The sequence below is a fragment of the Kitasatospora sp. NPDC001159 genome, from assembly GCF_053598235.1.
Map to the genome: position 1 here is coordinate 52,886 of NZ_JBSFJV010000014.1, position 17,614 is coordinate 70,499.

Here is a 17,614-nt window from a genome sequence, read left to right on the forward strand (position 1 = left end):
TTACTGTTCGGCGGCGGCCCGGGTTTCGCGGGCGTCACGCAGGGACTGTGCGAGCAGCGGACCGATCTGCGCCCAGGCGGGGGCCGTCGTCAGGTCGTTGTGGGCGAAGGCGAGGTCGTGCCTGATCACCCTTCCCTCGACGTGCGGCTCCCACAGGGCCGGTGTGTACGCCGAGCCCTCCTTGCCCACCGTGGCGACGAACATGAGCAGGTCACCGCGGAACCGGTCCAGGCTGAAGTCCTGGGTGATCCGCGCGATGTTGGTGCCCACCCGGGCCAGCGCCTCGATGTGCCGCTCCTCCAGGCCGGCGATGGCACTGTTGCCGTCGTCGAGCAGGCTGCGCGCCCGGGCGTAGTCCAGTGGGTCCTCGCCCAGCTCGGTGAGGTCGTGGCCCAGGTAGCCCAGCAGCTGCCGCAGGACGTCCTCGGGCCGTTCCTCGACGACCTCGTGCTCGTTGATCACCGGATAGGCGTCGAGGACGGCCAGCGTCGCGACCTCCTCTCCCGCCTCCTGCAGGCGGGTGGCGATCAGGTGGCCCAGGAGGCCGCCGAGCGACCAGCCGGCCAGGTGGTACGGGCCGTGCGGCTGGACCGCCCGGATCTGCTCCAGGTAGTCCTCCGCCATCGCGGTCAGCGACTCCGGCAGCGCCTCGTCCCGGGCCAGGCCGCGCGCCTGCAGCGCATAGACCGGATGCTCCGGGTCGATGTGGCGCAGCAGGCCCGCATAGCTCCAGCTCAGGCCGCCGGCGGGCGGCAGGCAGAAGATCGGCTCGGCCGTGCCGGTGCTCCTCAGGGGGAGCAGCACGTCCAGCGGATCGCTCTCCTCTCCCGTGGTCAGCCGCTCAGCGAGACTCTCGACGGTCGGACTCTCGAACAGCGCCGCGATGCTGACCTTGGTTCCGAAGGTGAGGTTCACCCGGCTGACCAGACCCGCCGCCATCAGCGAGTCACCACCGAGATCGAAGAAGCTGTCCTCGATCCCGACCCGGCCGACCTCGAGGGCCTCCGCGAACAGACCGCACAGCACCTCTTCGCGCGGCGTCCGGGGCGCCCCCCTGCTCACGCTGCCCTCGGCGTCCGGAGCGGGCAGGGCCGGACGGTCCAGCTTCCCGTTCGGCGTGACCGGCAGCGCCGCCAGCGATACGAAGGCGGCCGGCACCATGTAGTCGGGCAGCTGTCCTGAGAGCTGCTTGCGCAGCACCATCGGGTCGATCGTGACGCCGTCGCCCGGCACCACGTAGGCCACCAGCCGGCGGCCGCCCTGGCTCATCTCCCGCAGGACGACGGCCGCCTGGGACACGTCCGGGTGGTCGAGGAGCACCGACTCGATCTCGGCCGGCTCGATCCGGAAGCCCCGGAGCTTGAGCTGCTGGTCGGCCCGGCCGACGTAGGCGAGCCGGCCGTCGCGGGTCCAGCTGGCCAGGTCGCCGGTGCGGTACATCCGACTGCCCGCCGCGCCGAACGGGTTCGGCACGAAGCGCTCCGCCGTCAGGCCGCCGCGGTTCAGGTAGCCGCGCGCCAGACCGGGGCCGCTCACGTACAGCTCGCCCGCCACGCCGGTCGGCACTGGCCGGAGCCGCGCGTCGAGCACGTAGACCGAGGTGTTGGTGATCGGCCGGCCGATCGAGATCGCCGTCGTGGACAACGGGTCGCTCATGGTGGCGCAGACGGTCGTCTCGGTGGGGCCGTACGCGTTGATCATGCGCAGTCGGGGTGCCCACTGGTCGACCAGGTGCTGCGGGCAGGGCTCGCCGGCGACCACCAGGGTGCGCAACCCGGGCAGGTCGTCGGGCGAGATCGCGGCCAGCACCGTGGGCGGGATCGTGGCATGGGTCACCCCGTGGCGGGCCATCACCCCGGTCAGCGTCGGGCCCGGCAGCAGCTCGGCCGTCGGGGCGAGCACCAGGGTGGCTCCGGCGACCAGGCTCGTCACGATCTCCGACACCGCGGCGTCGAAGCTCGGCGACGCGAACTGCAGGAGCCTGCTCTCCGTGTCGATCGCGAACCGCTCGATCTGCGCGGCGGCCAGGTTGCCGATGCCCCGGTGGGTGACCACGACGCCCTTGGGGCGACCGGTGGTGCCCGAGGTGTAGATGACGTACGCCGCGTCGTCCGGGGACGGCTCGGAGGCCGGCACCAGGGGCGTCGCGGGCTGCGCCGCCCACTCGGCCCGCAGCTCCGGGTCGTCCAGGACGAGGGTCGGGATGTCGGTGCCCACCTCGGCCAGCAGCTGGGCGGTGGCAGTGCTCGCCACGACCAGCGCCGGACGGGCGTCGGCCAGGATGAACGCGCGCCGGTCGGCCGGGTACCGCGAGTCGACCGGCAGGTAGGCGGCCCCGGCCCGGGCGACCGCGAGGACCGCGACGACCGTGTCCGGGGTGCGCTCCAGCACCAGCCCGACCAGGGACTGCTCGGTGGCGCCGTGCCGGGCCAGCAGCCGGGCGAGCTGGTTGGCCCGCCGGTCGAGCTGCGCGTAGCTGAGCCGCTCGTCCTGGTAGACCACGGCGGTCCGGTCCGGGCTCAGCCTTGCCTGATCGGCGACGAGCTCGGACCACCGCTGCGGCGGTACGGGCCGTTCGGTGGCGTTGAACCGCCGGACCACCTGGTCGAACTGGTCGGCACTCAGCAGGTCGATCAGGCCGACCGGCTGGTCCGGGTCCGCGGCCAGGGCCCGCAGCCAGCTCACCAGCTGGTCGAGCAGACCGGTCACGCTCTGTCCGTCGAACACGTCGGGCCGGTGGTCCACTCGCAGCCGCAGGGACGAGCCGCGCATCGAGGCGCACAGCGCCAGCGGGTAGTGCGTGGCGTCGCTGCTCTGATCGTCGCTGACGTCCACCTCGCCGGGCTCGGCGTGCAGGCCCTGGGGCGGTGCCGGGTAGTTCTCGAACACCGTGGCCGTGTCGAAGAGTTCACCGAAGCCGGCGAGTCGCTGGATGTCGGACAGCCGCAGGTACGAGTGCTCCGTCAGCTCGGACTGCTGTTGCTGGATCCGTCCGAGCAGGGCGATCACCGGCTCGGTCGGCTCCAGGCGCACGCGGACGGGCAGGGTGTTGATGAAGAGCCCGACCATCGTCTCGATACCGGCGATCTCCGGCGGCCGGCCGGACACGGTGGCACCGAACACCACGTCGTCCCGCCCGGTCAGCCGACTCAGCAGGGCCGCCCAGGCGCCCTGGACCAGCGTGGCCAGGGTCAGCCCGTGCCGGCGGGCCAGCGCGGCAAGCGTCGTGCTGAGCTGCTGGTCGACCTCCACGGTCCGGCGGTGCGGCGTGACCGCCGCCCGCTGTCCCGTCGAAGGGGCGAGCAGGAGGGGCTCCTGCAGCCCGGCCAGCGCCGTTCGCCAGGCCTTCTCGGCCTCGCCGCGGTCCTGCCCGGCAAGCCAGGTCAGGTAGCCGCGGTAGTCGGCCGGCCGCGAAAGGGTCCGGTCGTCGCCGCCCGTGGTGTACAGCTCGCCCAGCTCGCCGAGGACCATCGGCATGGACCATCCGTCGAGCAGGATGTGATGGTTGGTGAGCAGGAAGCGGTACGCGTCGTCGGCCACCCGGATCAGCGTGAAGCGGATCAGCGGCGGACGGGCCGGGTCGAAGCGGCGGGTGCGGTCCTCCTCGGTGATCCGGGCCACCTCGCGGTCGAGGTCCTCGCCGTCCAGCGCCCGCAGGTCATGCTCGTACCAGGGCAGCGCCGGGTCCTCCACGACGACCTGCACCGGACGGGCGAGGTCGTCCTGCCGGAAGGCCACCCGGAGGTTCGGGTGGCGGCGCAGCAGGGTCCGCGCCGCGGCCCGCAAGGTGTCCCGGTCGACGTGGCCGTCCAGCGCCCAGAGGAGCTGGACGGTGTACGGGTCCGTGTCGCTTTCGTCGTACCGGGCGTGGAAGAGCAGCCCTTCCTGCAGCGGCGTCAGCGGCAGCACGTCGGACAGGTCCGGCAGGTCGGTCTCCAGACGCTCGATCTGGTGCTGGGTCAGCTCGACCAGCGGCAGATCGGACGGCGTGTGTCCGGCGTTGCCGGGGCGCTGCAGCTGGTCGGCCAGCACGCGCAGTGCCGCGACCCAGCCCTCGCAGAGCTCCAGGACCTCCTCGTCGGTGAAGAGCCCGTCCGGCCAGGTCCACATGCAGCTCAGCGAGGAACCGGCGGTGAAGTCGTCCGTCCGCGCGTTGATCTCCAGCGCGTGGGTGAACGGTCGTCGGCCGTCCGCACCGCCGTCGTACCGTCCGGTCTCGAAGGTCGGCTCGGTCGCGGTCGGTGCCGGCTCGCCCTCCGGCGCCGTGAAGCGGCCGAAGTAGTTGAAGGCCACCTGGGGCTCGGCGCCGTCGGCCAGCCGCTCGGACGCCTGCGGGTCCAGGTACCGCAGCAGGCCGTAGCCCAGACCGTGGTCCGGGATCCGGCGCAGCTGCTCCTTGACCGCCTTGGCCGCCCGTGCGGTGGTCGGTCCGCCGGCCAGCGCACGGGCGGTGTCCACACCGGAGAGGTCGATCCGCGCCGGGTACATGGCGGTCAGCCAGCCGACGGTCCGGGTCAGGTCGACCCCTTCGAGGACGTCGTGCCGGCCGTGGCTCTCCACGGCCACGAGCAGGTCCTGGCGGTCGGTGCCGCGCCACTTGGCGCGCCACTGGGCGAGTGCCAGTGTCAGGCCGGTGAGCAGGACGTCGTCGACGCCGGCGTGGATGGCCCGTGGGGCGTCCGCCAGCAGCGAGGTGCTGAGGTCGGCGGGCAGCCGGACATGGACGAAGCGGGTGGCGTCGACGGTGTCGCGGGCCGGGTCGAGCGGCCGGAGGCCGAGCAGCGGCTCCGGATCCCGCACCATCGCTTCCCAGAGCTCGAGTTCGCCCCGGCGTTCGGCCGCGAGCTCGTGCAGTCGGGTCGCCCAGCCGCGCAGCGAGGTGCCGGGCGGGTCGAGCGCGATGGGCCTGCCCTGCTCGGCCGCGTCGTAGCCCTCGAACAGGTCGGGCATGAGCACCCGCCACGAGACGCCGTCGACGGAGAGGTGGTGCACCATCAGGAGGAGCTGGCCGCTGCGCCCCTGGCCGGCGTCGAACCACACGGCCTGCAGCATGACGCCGTCGTCCGGGGCCAACCTGGCCATCGCCGCGGTGCGGTGCTCGACGATCACGGCTTCGAGCGCCTCGTCGTCCAGGCCGGCCGTGTCGACGCGGTGCAGCAGGTCGCCCGCGCGGACCGTCCCGGTCTCGGGGACGCTCAGCCGCCACTGCCCGTCGGTGCGGTCCAGCCGCATCCGCAGGGCACCGTGCCGGTCGATCAGCGCCTGCAGTGCCTGCTCCAGCAGGTGCAGGGTGGCTCCGGCCGGGGCCGGGACGATCCGGGACTGGTTGAAGCCTTCGATCGGGCCGCCGTTCTCCCGCAGCCAGTGCACGATCGGCAGCAGCGGGACGTCGCCGGTCTCCGGCTCGTCGGCCGCGGCCGAGACCGCGCCGTCGGCCAGCCGGACCACCGCCGCCAGTTCGGCGACCGTCTTGTACTGGAACACGTCACGCGTGCTCATCAGCAGCCCGGCACGCCTGGCACGACTGACGAGCTGGATCGACATGATGCTGTCGCCGCCCAGGTCGAAGAAGTTGTCGTCGATGCCGATCGCCGGCAGGCCGAGGACGTCGGCCATGACCGTGCAGACCCGTGCCTCCAGCTCGGTGCGCGGCGCCCGGCCCGTCGACGCGCTGGACAAGTCGGGAGCCGGCAGCGCACGGCGGTCCAGCTTGCCGTTGGCGGTCATCGGGAGGGCGTCCAGCGCCATGAACGCGGCCGGCACCATGTACTCGGGCAGCCGCTGCGCGACGAACGACTTCACGGAGCTGACCAGTTCACCGGTTCGGTCAGAGTCCAGCGAGTCATCGCCGGACTCCTCCGGCCGCTCCGGGTCGTACGGCTGCGCGTCGTGCTCCTGCGACTGTCCGGTCTGCTGGCCGGCGGTGCCGTTGTCCCCGGTCGTCCCGGCCGCGTCCGCGGACGGCGTCGTGTCCGGCACCAGGTAGGCCACCAGTTGGCGGTCGCCAGGGCGGTCCTCGCGTACCAGGACGGCCGCCTGGGCGACGTCCGGGTGGTCGGCCAGGGCCGCCTCGATCTCGCCGAGCTCGATGCGGAAGCCACGGATCTTGACCTGCTCGTCGGCCCGGCCGAGGAACTCGACCTCGCCGTCGGCATTCCAGCGCACCAGGTCGCCGGCCCGGTACATCCGGCTGCCTGCCGGGCCGTGCGGGTCAGCGACGAACCGTCCGGCGGTCAGACCCGGCTGGCCCAGGTAGCCGCGGGCCAGCCCCGCACCGGCGATGTACAGCTCGCCGGCGACCCCGACGGGGACCGGCTGCAGCGCCTCGTCCAGGACGTAGACCCGCATGTTGTCCAGCGGTCGCCCGATCGGGATCTGGGCAGGGATCCGCTGTGCGTCGTCGACCCGGAAGATGGTGGTGATCGCGGTCGCCTCGGTCGGGCCGTAGGCGTCGACCACCGCGGTCTGCGGGCAGGCCGTCATGACCCGGCGCACCGCTTCGGCGGGTATCACGTCGCCGCCGGTCCACACCTCGGCCACGCCCGCGAAGCACTCCGGGGACTCCTCGGCGGTGAGCCGGAACAGACCCGCGGTCATGACCAGACCGGTGACGTGGTTGTCCTTGAGGACCCGGGCGAGGGTCGCCAGGTCGAGGTCGCCGCGGGGGGCGACCACGGCCTGGCCGCCGTTCAGCAGCGGCACCCACAGGTCGAAGGTGGACATGTCGAACGCCTGCGGGGAGTGGACCAGCACCCGGCGGTACATCTGCGGACGGAAGACCCGGTCCGTGGCGAACGCCGTCACGTCCGCGTTGGCGATCCCCACGCCCTTCGGCACACCCGTCGAGCCGGAGGTGTACATCACGTACGCGAGCTGCTCGGGGTGCACGACCGCGGGCAGCCGGATGTCCCGGACGCTCGGGTCGGTGTCGGTGTCGGCGTCCACCACGATGACCGCGCCGGCGTACTCGCATTCCAGCGCCGGTGAAGTGGTGTCCGTCAGCAGCACGCGGACCTGGCTGTCGGACATGATGTGGCTGCGGCGGGAGGCGGGGAAGCGCGGGTCGATCGGCACGTAGGCCGCACCGGCCTTGAGCACCGCCAGGATCGACACCACCAGCCACGCCGAGCGTTCCTGGAACAGCGCGACCCGGTCCTCGGGCCGGACGCCGGCCGCCACCAGTCGGCGCGCGAGTCGGTCGGACTCCTCGTCCAGCTCGCGGTACGTCAACTGCCGTTCCTCGTAGGACACCGCGAGCGCGTCCGGTGTGCGGGCGACCAGCGCGGCGAACCGCGCGGGAACACTGGTCGGCACGGAGTCCGTCGCGGTGTCGTTCCACTGCCGCAGGACGGTGTGCCGCTCGGCGTCGTCGAGCAGGTCGATCGAGGCGATCGGCAGCTGCGGGTCCTCCGTCACGGCGGTCAGCAGGCGCTCCAGCCGCTTCACCAGAGCGGTGACCGTTCCGGCGTCGAACAGGTCGACGCTGTATTCGACGAAGCCGTTGATGCCCGCGGGCGCCCCGCCGGCCTCATCGAACTGCTCGGCGAAGTTGAGCAGCAGGTCGAAGCGGGAGGCTCCGGTGAAGCTGTTCTCCGGGCTGAGGGTCAGATCGGGCAGCTCGACGTCCGTGGCGACGGTGGCGTTCTGGAGTGCCAGCATCACCTGGAACAGCGGCTGGTGTGCGGCGGAGCGGGTCGGCCGGAGCACCTCCACCAGGTGGTCGAACGGGACGTCCTGGTTGGCGTACGCCGCCAGCGCGGTCTCCCGCGCCCGGCCCACCAGTTCGGCGAACGAGGGGTTCCCGGTCAGGTCGTTGCGCAGCACCAGGGTGTTGACGAAGAAGCCGACCAGATGGTCGAGCGCCTCGTCGGTGCGGCCCGCGATGGGGCTGCCGAGCGGGATGTCGGGGCCGCCGCCGAGCTTGCCGAGCAGCGCCGCGACCGCGGACTGGAGCACCATGAAGGTGCTCGCGCCCTCCCGCTTCGCCAGGGACCGCACCGCGGCGTGCAGCTCGGGGCCCAGCTCGATCGGCAGGCGCCCCCCTCGGTAGCTGGCCACCGAGGGGCGCGGCCGGTCGGTCGGCAGGTTCAGCAGCTCCGGCAGGTCGGCGAGGGCCTGCTTCCAGTAGGCGACCTGTTCGGAGAACAGGCTGTCGGGGTCGGACTCGTTGCCGAGCAGCTGCCGCTGCCACAGCGTGTAGTCGGCGTACTGGACCGGCAGCGACTCCCACTGCGGGGCCTGGCCGGCGTGCCGGGCCGTGTACGCCCGCGACACGTCGGCGGACAGCGGGGCCAGCGACCAGCCGTCGCCCGCGATGTGGTGCACGACCAGGACGAACACGTGCTCGGTCGGGGACAGCGTGAGCAGGGTCGCCGCGACCGGCAGCTGGGTGGTCAGGTCGAGCGCCACGCGCACGGCGGCGTCGGTCGCCTCCTCCAGATCGGCCTCGGCCACCTGGCGGCAGGTCAGCTCGATCCGCGCCTCGTCGGTTCCGAGCACCACCTGCCGGGGCAGGCCGTCGATCTCCGGGAAGACCGTGCGCAGACTCTCGTGCCGGGCGACGACGTCCTGTAGCGCCGCCTTCAGCGCGTCCAGGTCGAGGTGACCGGAGAGCCGGACGACGAACGGCATGTTGTAGGTGGGGCTCGGGCCCTCCAACTGGTGCAGGAGCCACATCCGGCGCTGGGCGAAGGACAGCGGGACGGCGTCGGGGCGCGGCTGCGGCCGAAGGGCCGGGCGGGCCTGGTCAGCCGTGTCCAAGCGCTCGACCAGTCCGGCGACGGTCGGGTTTTCGAACAGGGCGCGCATCGCGAGTTCAACCCCGAAGACCGTCCGGATCCGGCTCATCAGTCGGGTCGCCATCAGCGAGTGGCCACCGAGATCGAAGAATCCGTCCTCGACGGAGACCACGGCCAGCCCCAGCGCCTCGGCGAACAGGCCGGACATGATCTCCTCGCGCGGCGACCGCGGCGCGACGATCTCCCCGGCGGCGCTGTCGGCGGGCACGGGCAGCGCCCGGCGGTCCAGCTTGCCGTTGGCGGTCATCGGCAGGGCGTCCAGACTGACCACGACCGACGGGACCATGTAGTCCGGCAGGTCAGTGCCGGCCCACCGGCGCAGCGCTGCGGCGTCCACCGACCGGCCGGCCAGCGGCACCACGTAGGCCACCAGCCGCTGGTCTCCGGGCCGGTCCTCGCGCAGGACCACCACGGCCTGGGCGACGTCCTCGTGGCGCGCCAGCACCGACTCGATCTCACCCGGCTCGATCCGGAAACCACGCAGTTTGACCTGGTGGTCCACCCGGCCGAGGTACTCCAGCCTGGATCCCCGGCCCCAGCGGGCCAGGTCACCGGTCCGGTACATCCGGGCACCACCGGCGAACGGGCTGGCGACGAACCGCTCCGCCGTCAGGCCCGGACGCCCCAGGTAGCCCTGGGCCACGCCCGCTCCGGCGATGTACAGCTCGCCGGGCACGCCCGGCGGGACCGGGCGGAGCCGCTCGTCCAGGAGGTGGACGTCGGTGTCGGTGATCGGGCTGCCGATGTGCGGCGCTCCCGTGCCGAGCACCGCGGCCGTCGACCAGATCGTGGTCTCGGTGGGCCCGTACAGGTTGGTCACCCGACCGCCCGCGGCGGCCAGTCGGTCGGCCAGCTCCGGCGGCAGCGCCTCGCCGCCGACCAGCTTGCGCAGGCCATGCAGGGCAGCGGCGTCGTGGTCGGCCAGCGCCTGCCACAGCGAGGGGGTCGCCTGCAGGATCGTGGCTCCCGCCTCGGCCGCCAGCCCGAGCAGGGCCGAGGGCTCGCGCACGGTCTCCCGGTCGGCGACGACCACCGCAGCGCCGGCCGTGAGCGGCAGGTAGAGCTCCAGGGCGGCGATGTCGAAGGACACCGTGGTGACCGCCAGCCACCGGTCCTCGATGGTCAGCGGGAACCGGCCGGCCATGTCGTGCAGGAAGTTGGCCAGCCCGCGGCGCGGGACCACGACGCCCTTGGGCCGTCCGGTGGAGCCGGAGGTGTAGATGACGTAGGCGGGGTGCTCGGCGTGCACCGGGGCCCGGCGCTCACCGTCCGTCCAGTCCCGACCCGACTGCTCCGCGATGGCCTTCCGGGTCTGCTCGTGGTCCAGCAGGACGACGGCGTCGCCCAACGGCAGTTCTTGTACGGCGGCGGAGGTCACGGTCAGCGTCGGCCGCGCGTCGGTGATGGTGTAGGAGAGGCGGTCCACCGGGAGACCGGGGTCGAGCGGCAGGTAGGCCGCGCCCGATCGGAGCACCGCCAGCAGGGTCACCAGCAGTTCGGCTCCGCGTGGCAGGGCGACGGCGACCAGCTCGCCGGGAGCCGCGCCGAGCGCGACCAGGTGCCGGGCGAGCCGGGTGACCTGCTCGTCCAGCTCGCGGTAGGTCAGCGACCGGTCACCGGCGCGGACGGCCAGGGCTTCCGGCAGGTCCGCCGCGCGGCGGGCGAGCAGGACGTCGACGTCCTCGGCCCGCGCCGTCCGACGCGGCCCCGCGCCGGCGGCCCGGACGGCCGCGAGCTCCGCGGCGTCCAGCAGCTCCAGCTCACCGACCGGGCGGTCGGGCTGCTCCACCGCGGCGGTGAGCAGCCGGACCAGCCGGGCGCCCAGGGTCTCCACTCGGTCATGGTCGAACAGGTCGACGGCGTAGCTCGCCGTGCCGACGATTCCGGCCGGCACACCGTCCTCAGTGCGGTGCTCGGCGAAGGTGAAGGAGAGGTCGAACTTCTCCGTCTCCAGGTCGAAGCCCTCCGGCTCCACCTCCAGACCGGGCAGGCCCATGCCCCAGTCGGCCTGGGCGGCGTTCTGCAGGTTGAGGGCCACCTGGAACAGCGGGTGGCGGGACATCGACCGGCTGGGGTTGAGCGCCTCCACGAGCCGCTCGAACGGCAGGTCCTGGTGGGCGTACGCGCCCAGGCCGGTGGCACGGACCCGGTCGAGCAGCTCGGTGAAGGTCGGGTCGCCGGAGACGTCGGTGCGCAGCACCAGCGTGTTGACGAAGAAGCCGACCAGATCGTCGAGCGCCTCGTCGGTGCGCCCGGCGATCAGGCTGCCGATGGGGATGTCCTCCCCGCCGCCCAGCCGGGACAGCAAGGCGGCCAGACCCGCCTGGAGCACCATGTAGACGCTCGCCTGCCGGGTGCGGGCCAGCTCGTTCACCCGCTGGTGGACGTCGGCGGGGATCTCGATCGTGATCCGCGCGCCCTGGTAGCTCGCCACGGCCGGGCGGGGCCGGTCGGTCGGCAGGCCGAGTTCCTCGGGCAGCCCGGCGAGGGTCTGCTCCCAGTAGCGCAGCTGCTGGGAGATCTGGCTGTCCTCGTCGGCCTCGTCCCCGAGCACCTCGCGCTGCCAGAGCGCGTAGTCGGCGTACTGCACGGGCAGCGGCTGCCAGTCGGCCTCCTGACCGGCGGTCCGGGCCCGGTAGGCGGTGGCGAGGTCGGCCAGCAGCGGAGCCAGGGACCATCCGTCGGCGGCGATGTGGTGCATGGTGACCGTGAGGACGTGCACGTCCCCGGCGAGGGCGAACAGCCGGGCCCGGAGCGGGATCTCCTCGGCGAGGTCGAAGCCGCGACTGATCTCGGCGGCCACCTCCTCGGCCAGCTGCTCCTCGGTGGTCTCGGTGACGTCCAGGCGCAGCCCGGCCTCGTCGGTGGCCCGCACCCGCTGGACGGGTACGCCGTTCCACTCGGCGAAGACAGTACGGAAGACCTCGTGCCGCTCCAGCAGGTCGCGCAGGGCCGCGGCGAGGGCTTCCCGGTCGAGGCCGCCGACGAGTCGCAGCACGATCGGCAGGTTGTACGCCGAGCCGGTCTGCTGGTCGAAGCGGTTGAGGAACCACAGTCGCCGCTGGGCGAAGGACAGCGGGAGCTCGTCCGGGCGCGGCATCGGCGTCAGCGCCCGGCGGCCTGCCCCGGCGGTGCCGAGCCGTGCGGCCAGCTTGGCCACGGTCGGCGCCTCGAAGACGGCGCGGATCGGCAGCTCAAGGTCGAAGGCGGTGCGGATCCGGCTGATCAGCCGGGTGGCGAGCAGGGAGTGCCCGCCCAGCTCGAAGAAGTTGTCGTGCACCCCGACATCCGGCACGCCGAGCATGTCCGCGAACAGGTGGCAGAGGATCTCCTCCTGCGGCGAGCGCGCGGCGGCCGGGGCCTGGGAGTCCAGGCGGTGGACGGGGGCCGGAAGCGCCTTCCGGTCGACCTTCCCGTGCGCGGTCAGCGGGATCCCGTCGATGGGCACGAACAGCTGGGGGACCATGTACTCGGGCAGCCGTCCGGCGAGGTGCGCGGACAGCTCCGCGGCCGTCGGCGCCTCCGCCGTCGGCACGACGTAGCCGACCAGGCGCTGGTCGCCCGGCTGGTCCTCACGGACGATCACCGTGGCGGCGCGCACCGCCGGGTGGGAGGCCAGCGCGACCTCGATCTCGCCCAGCTCGATCCGGAAGCCGCGCAGCTTGACCTGGTCATCGCTGCGGCCGAGGTACACCAGTTCCCCGGAGCGGTTCCACTTGGCGACGTCGCCGCTGCGGTACATCCGGCTGCCCGGCGCCCCGAAGGGGTCGGGCACGAAGCGCTCCGCGGTCAGCGCCGGCTGGTTCAGATAGCCGCGCGCCAGCCCCTCGCCGGCGAGGTAGAGGTCGCCGGGCACGCCCTCGGGCACCGGCTGGAGCCCGGCGTCCAGCACGTACAGCCGGGCGTTCGCCTGCGGGCGGCCGATCGGCACCGGGCCGTCCGGCACCGGCTCGCCGGGCGCGATGCGGTACTCGGCGCAGTTCACCGTCGCCTCGGTCGGGCCGTACACGTTGCGCACCGTCACGTCGGGGTGCTGTTCGCGCCACTCCCGCAGCACCGCGCCGAGCAGCGCCTCACCACCGAGCAGCAGCTCGCCCGAGGGCGAGTAGCCGGCCGGGAGCGCCGTGAGCAGGGGCAGGTGGCTGGGGGTCGCCTTGAGGAAGGTCGCCGGAGCCTTGGCCAGCCCGGCGGCCTCGCGCGGCTCGGGGTCGGTGAGCGAGGCGAGGTTGACGCAACCGCCGACCAGCAGCGGGGTGTAGAGGCCGGTGACGGTCAGGTCGAAGGACACCGGCGAGTGCACCAGCGCCACCCCGCGGGCCGCGTCGTACTCCCGGGTGGTGTGCGCCAGGTAGTCGCTGACCGAGCGGTGCTCGATCACGACGCCCTTGGGCCGCCCGGTCGAGCCCGAGGTGTAGATCACGTACGCGGCGTCGCGCGGCGACAGCGGCCGAAGCCGCTCGGCGTCCGTGACGGGGCCGCTCGGGTGGGCCGCCAGCTCCCGCGCGGTCTCGGGCCGGTCCAGCCGGATGACGGGGGCGGCGCCGGACGGCAGGGCCGCCGAGGTGGCCCCGTCGCTCAGCACCACCGTCGGGGCCGCGTCGCCGAGCACGTAGGCGATGCGGTCGGCCGGGTTGGTGGGATCGATGGGCAGGTACGCGGCACCGGCCTTGAGCACCCCGAGCAGGGCCGTGACCAGCTGCGGCGTCCTGGGCAGCGCGATCGCCACCAGGGAGCCGGGCCCGGTGCCGCCCGCGATCAGCAGGCGGGCGAGCCGGTTGGCGGCAGCGTCGAGTTCGGCGTAGGTCAGCGTCTCCTCCCCGCGGACCACCGCGGTGGCGTCCGGGGTCCGCCCGGCCTGGGCGGCGAACAGCTCCGGCAGCGGCGTGGCCGCCACCTCGTTGGCGGTGTCGTTGTACTCCGCCAGGAGCCGGTACCGCTGCTCGGCGGGCACCATGTCGATGGTGTCGATCGGCTGGTCCGGGTCGCCGGCGGCGGATCGGAGCACCCGGACCAGGTATGCGGCGAAGCCCTCCGCCGTGTCCCGGTCGAAGAGGTCCGTGCTGCACTGGATGTCGCCCTGCAGACCGGCCGGCCGGCCCTGTGCGTCGAACTCCTCGGAGAACCCGAAGCCCAGGTCGAACCGGGCCGCGCCGAGGTCCACGACGTACGAGCTGAGCTCCAGGCCGTGCATCTCGGTCGTGTAGTCCTGCAGGTTCTGCAGGTTGAGCAGCACCTGGAAGAGCGGGTGGCGGGCCAGCGAACGGGTCGGGTTGACCGCCTCGACCAGCCGCTCGAACGGCACGTCCTGGTTGTCGTAGGCGTTGAGGTCGGTCTCCCGCACCCGGTCCAAGAGCTGACGGAACGTCGGCCGCCCCGAGGTGTCGGTGCGCAGCACCAGCATGTTGGTGAGGAAGCCGACCATCTCGTCGAGCGCCTCGTCGGTGCGGTTGGCGATCACGCTGCCGATCGGGATGTCGGTGCCCGCCCCGACCCGGTGCAGCATCGTGGCCAGCGCGGCCTGCAACACCATGTAGAGGCTCGAGCCGGTCTCCTTGGCCAGCGCCAGGAGCTGCTCGTGCACGTCCGGGTCGATTCGGAAGTACACCGGCATGCCGTGGTAGCTCGACACGGCCGGACGGGGCCGGTCGACCGGGAGCGCCAGCTCCTCGGGCAGGCCGGCGAGGTTCTCCTGCCAGTACCGCAGTTGCTTGGAGTAGACGCTGTTCGGGTCGTCCTCGTCGCCGATGACCTCCAGCTGCCACAGCGCGTAGTCCGCGTTCTGCACCGGCAGCGGTGCGAACTCCGGGGCCCGGCCCGAGCAGCGGGCCTCGTACGCCTGCGCGAGGTTGGTCGCCAGCGGCCGCATCGACCAGCCGTCACCGGCGATGTGGTGCAGCACGAAGAGCAGGACGTGGTCCTCCTCCCCGAGGGCGTACAGGTGCACGCGCAGCGGCACCTCGGTGGTGAGGTCGATGCCGGCCCGGACCGCGGCCTCCAGCTGGGCGTCCAGGTCCTCGGGCCGGGTCTCCACCACGGTCAGCGGCGGCCGCGCCTCGCTGGCCGGCAGGATCCGCTGGTACGGCACGCCGTCGGCCTCGGGGAAGACCGTCCGCAGCGCCTCGTGCCGGGCGACGAGGTCGCCCAGCGCCTCGGCCAGCGCGGTGCGGTTCAGCGGCCCGGTGAGCCGCAGCGAGATCGGCATGTTGTACGTGGCGCTCTGGCCGTCGAAGCGGTTGATGAACCAGAGCCGGCGTTGCGCGAACGAAAGCGGGATGAGTTCCGGCCGCTCCATGGCCCGGAGCGCGGTGCGGCCGGTGCGGGCGCCGTCCATGAGCTCGCCGAGGGTGGCGACCGTCGGAGCGTCGAAGACCATCCAGATGGGCACCTCCACACCGAAGGCGGCCCGGATCCGGCTGACCAGGCGGGTGGCGAGCAGCGAGTCGCCGCCGAGCTCGAAGAAGCTGTCGTCGATGCCCATGTCCGGCTGGCCGAGCAGGGCGGTGAACAGGCCGAGCAGCTGCTCCTCACGCGGGTTGCGCGCGGCCCGGCCGGTGACCACGGCCTCCGGCGCGGGCAGGGCCTTGCGGTCGACCTTGCCGTTGGCCGTGAGCGGGAGCCGCTCCAGCTGCACGAAGGCGGAGGGGACCATGTACTCGGGCAGTTGGGCGCCGAGCCGATCACGGACGGCCGATTCGTCGAGCGTTGCCCCCTCGGTGGGGACGAGGTACGCGACGAGCCGGGGCTGGCTGTCGTCGTCCCGGCGTGCGACGACCGTGGCCTGGGCCACCTCGGGCATTCGGGCCAGGGCCGACTCCACCTCGCCCAGCTCGATCCGGAAGCCGCGGATCTTGACCTGGTCGTCGGCGCGGCCGGCGAACAGCAGGCTGCCCTCGGGCGTGCGCCGCACCAGGTCGCCCACCCGGTACATCCGGCTTCCGGCCGGACCGAACGGGTCGGCGACGAACGACGCCGAGGTGAGGCCCGGCTTGGTCCAGTAGCCGGCCGCGAGGCCCTCGCCAGCGAGGTACAGGTCACCGACGACCCCGACCGGGACCGGGCGCAGCGAACCGTCCAGGACGTACGCGCGCATGTTGTCCAGCGGGAGACCGATCGGCACGCTCTCGGCCGGCGGGTTCGCCGCGTCCATCCGGTGCGACGTGGCGAAGGTCGTGGTTTCCGTCGGGCCGTAGGTGTCCCGGACGACCATGTCCGGGAAGCGCTCCAGGACGCGGCGGACCGAGGCCGCGGGCACCACGTCGCCACCGGCCAGCAGCTCGCGCACCGGGGCCAGGCAGTCCAGGTCCTCGTCGACCACGAGCCGGAACAGACCGGCGGTCAGGTGCAGCGCCGTCACCCCGTACTCGGACACCAGCCGGCCGATGGTGGCCACGTCCAGGTCCTGGGGCGGCGCGAGGACGATCCGGCGGCCGTTGAGCAGCGGCATCCACAGCTCGTAGTTGGAGGCGTCGAACGCGTGCGGGGCGTGCATGAGCACCGTGCCGTGCGCGTCCCCGGCGAAGCAGCGGTCGAGCGCGAACGCGAGCAGGTCACGGTGGGTGATGGCGACGCCCTTGGCCTGCCCGGTGGAACCGGAGGTGTACATGATGTACGCCAGCTGCTCCGGGTGGCCCTCGACGGCGGGCGCCGTGTCGGACTGCTCCGCCAGGCGCGGCTCCCGGTCCACGACGATCGTCGGGACCTCGGACCGCGGCGCGGTGGCCGCCGACGCGGCGTCGACCAGGAGCAGCGAGGCCTCGGTCTCGGCCAGGATGCTCTCGTGCCGCGCCTTCGGCGCACGGGCGTCGAGCGGCACGTAGGCCGCGCCCGCCTTGAGCACGCCGAGCAGCGAGACCACGAGGTCGGGGGAGCGGCGCTGCAGCACCGCCACCCGGGAGCCGGTGCCCACGCCGGAGACGCGCAGCAGGTGCGCGAGCCGGTTCGCCGCGTGGTCGAGCTCCCGGTAGGTGAGCTGCCCGTCCTGCCAGACGAGGGCGATCTCCTCCGGCCCGCGCTCGACCTGCTCGGCGAAGCGCGCCTGCACCGGCGCGGCCAGCGCCGGCACCTCGACCGCGGTGTCGTTCCAGCCCGTCAGCAGCTGCTCGCGCTCGGCCTCGGTGACCAGCCGCAGCTGCGACAGCCGCCCCTCCGGGGCAGCGGCCATCTGCGCGAGCACCGAGACCATCCGCTCCCAGAGACGGGACACCGTCTCGGCGTCGAACATGGTGGCGCGGTAGTACAGCCGCCCGGTGAGCTCCTCGCCACCGGACCGCTCGTCGACGACGACGGAGAGGTCGAACTTCTCCAGGCCCAGGGCGGCGTCGTCCGCGCGCACGACCAGGCCGGGCAGCTCAAGGGCGAGGTCGCGGTGGCTCCGTACGGTGAGGGCGACCTGCGCCAGAGGATGACGGGCCGCTTCGAGGTCGGGTTCGAGGCGGCTCAGCAGCCGCTCGAACGGCACCGGTCGCAGCTTCGCCGCGGCGGCCGTCTCGCCCGTCCGGGCCAGCAGTTCGGCCACGGACGGGTCGGCGGACACGTCGACCCGCAGCACTGTGGGGTTCGCCGCGAACGCGCCGGCGCCGTCCTGGCGCAGCTGGGACAGGGTGGCGATCGGCAGGTCCTGGCCCGCGCCGAGCCCGCTCAGCACGACGGCGAACGCACCGCGCAGGACCGTCTCCAGGTCCACTCCGGCCTGCTCGGCGAGCGCGGTGACGCTCTGCCGCCGGGCGGTCGGCAGCTGGATCGGCACGCTTTGCAGGTGCTGGGACCCCTTGCCGGCCCGCGGCCGGTCGGTGGCCAGGACGAGCTCCTCCGGCAGC

1 protein-coding gene (only partly in view) is annotated in these 17,614 nt (G+C 73.1%); it reads right to left on the bottom strand.

All coding sequences use genetic code 11. The features are described 5' to 3' along the window. Positions 1–17,614: the 3' portion of a non-ribosomal peptide synthase/polyketide synthase gene (locus tag ACWC9T_RS10245; RefSeq protein ID WP_449820605.1), read on the bottom strand. It continues 3,674 nt past the right edge of the window; only the last 17,614 of its 21,288 coding nucleotides appear in the window; the start codon falls outside the window, past its right edge; it ends in the stop codon at positions 1–3.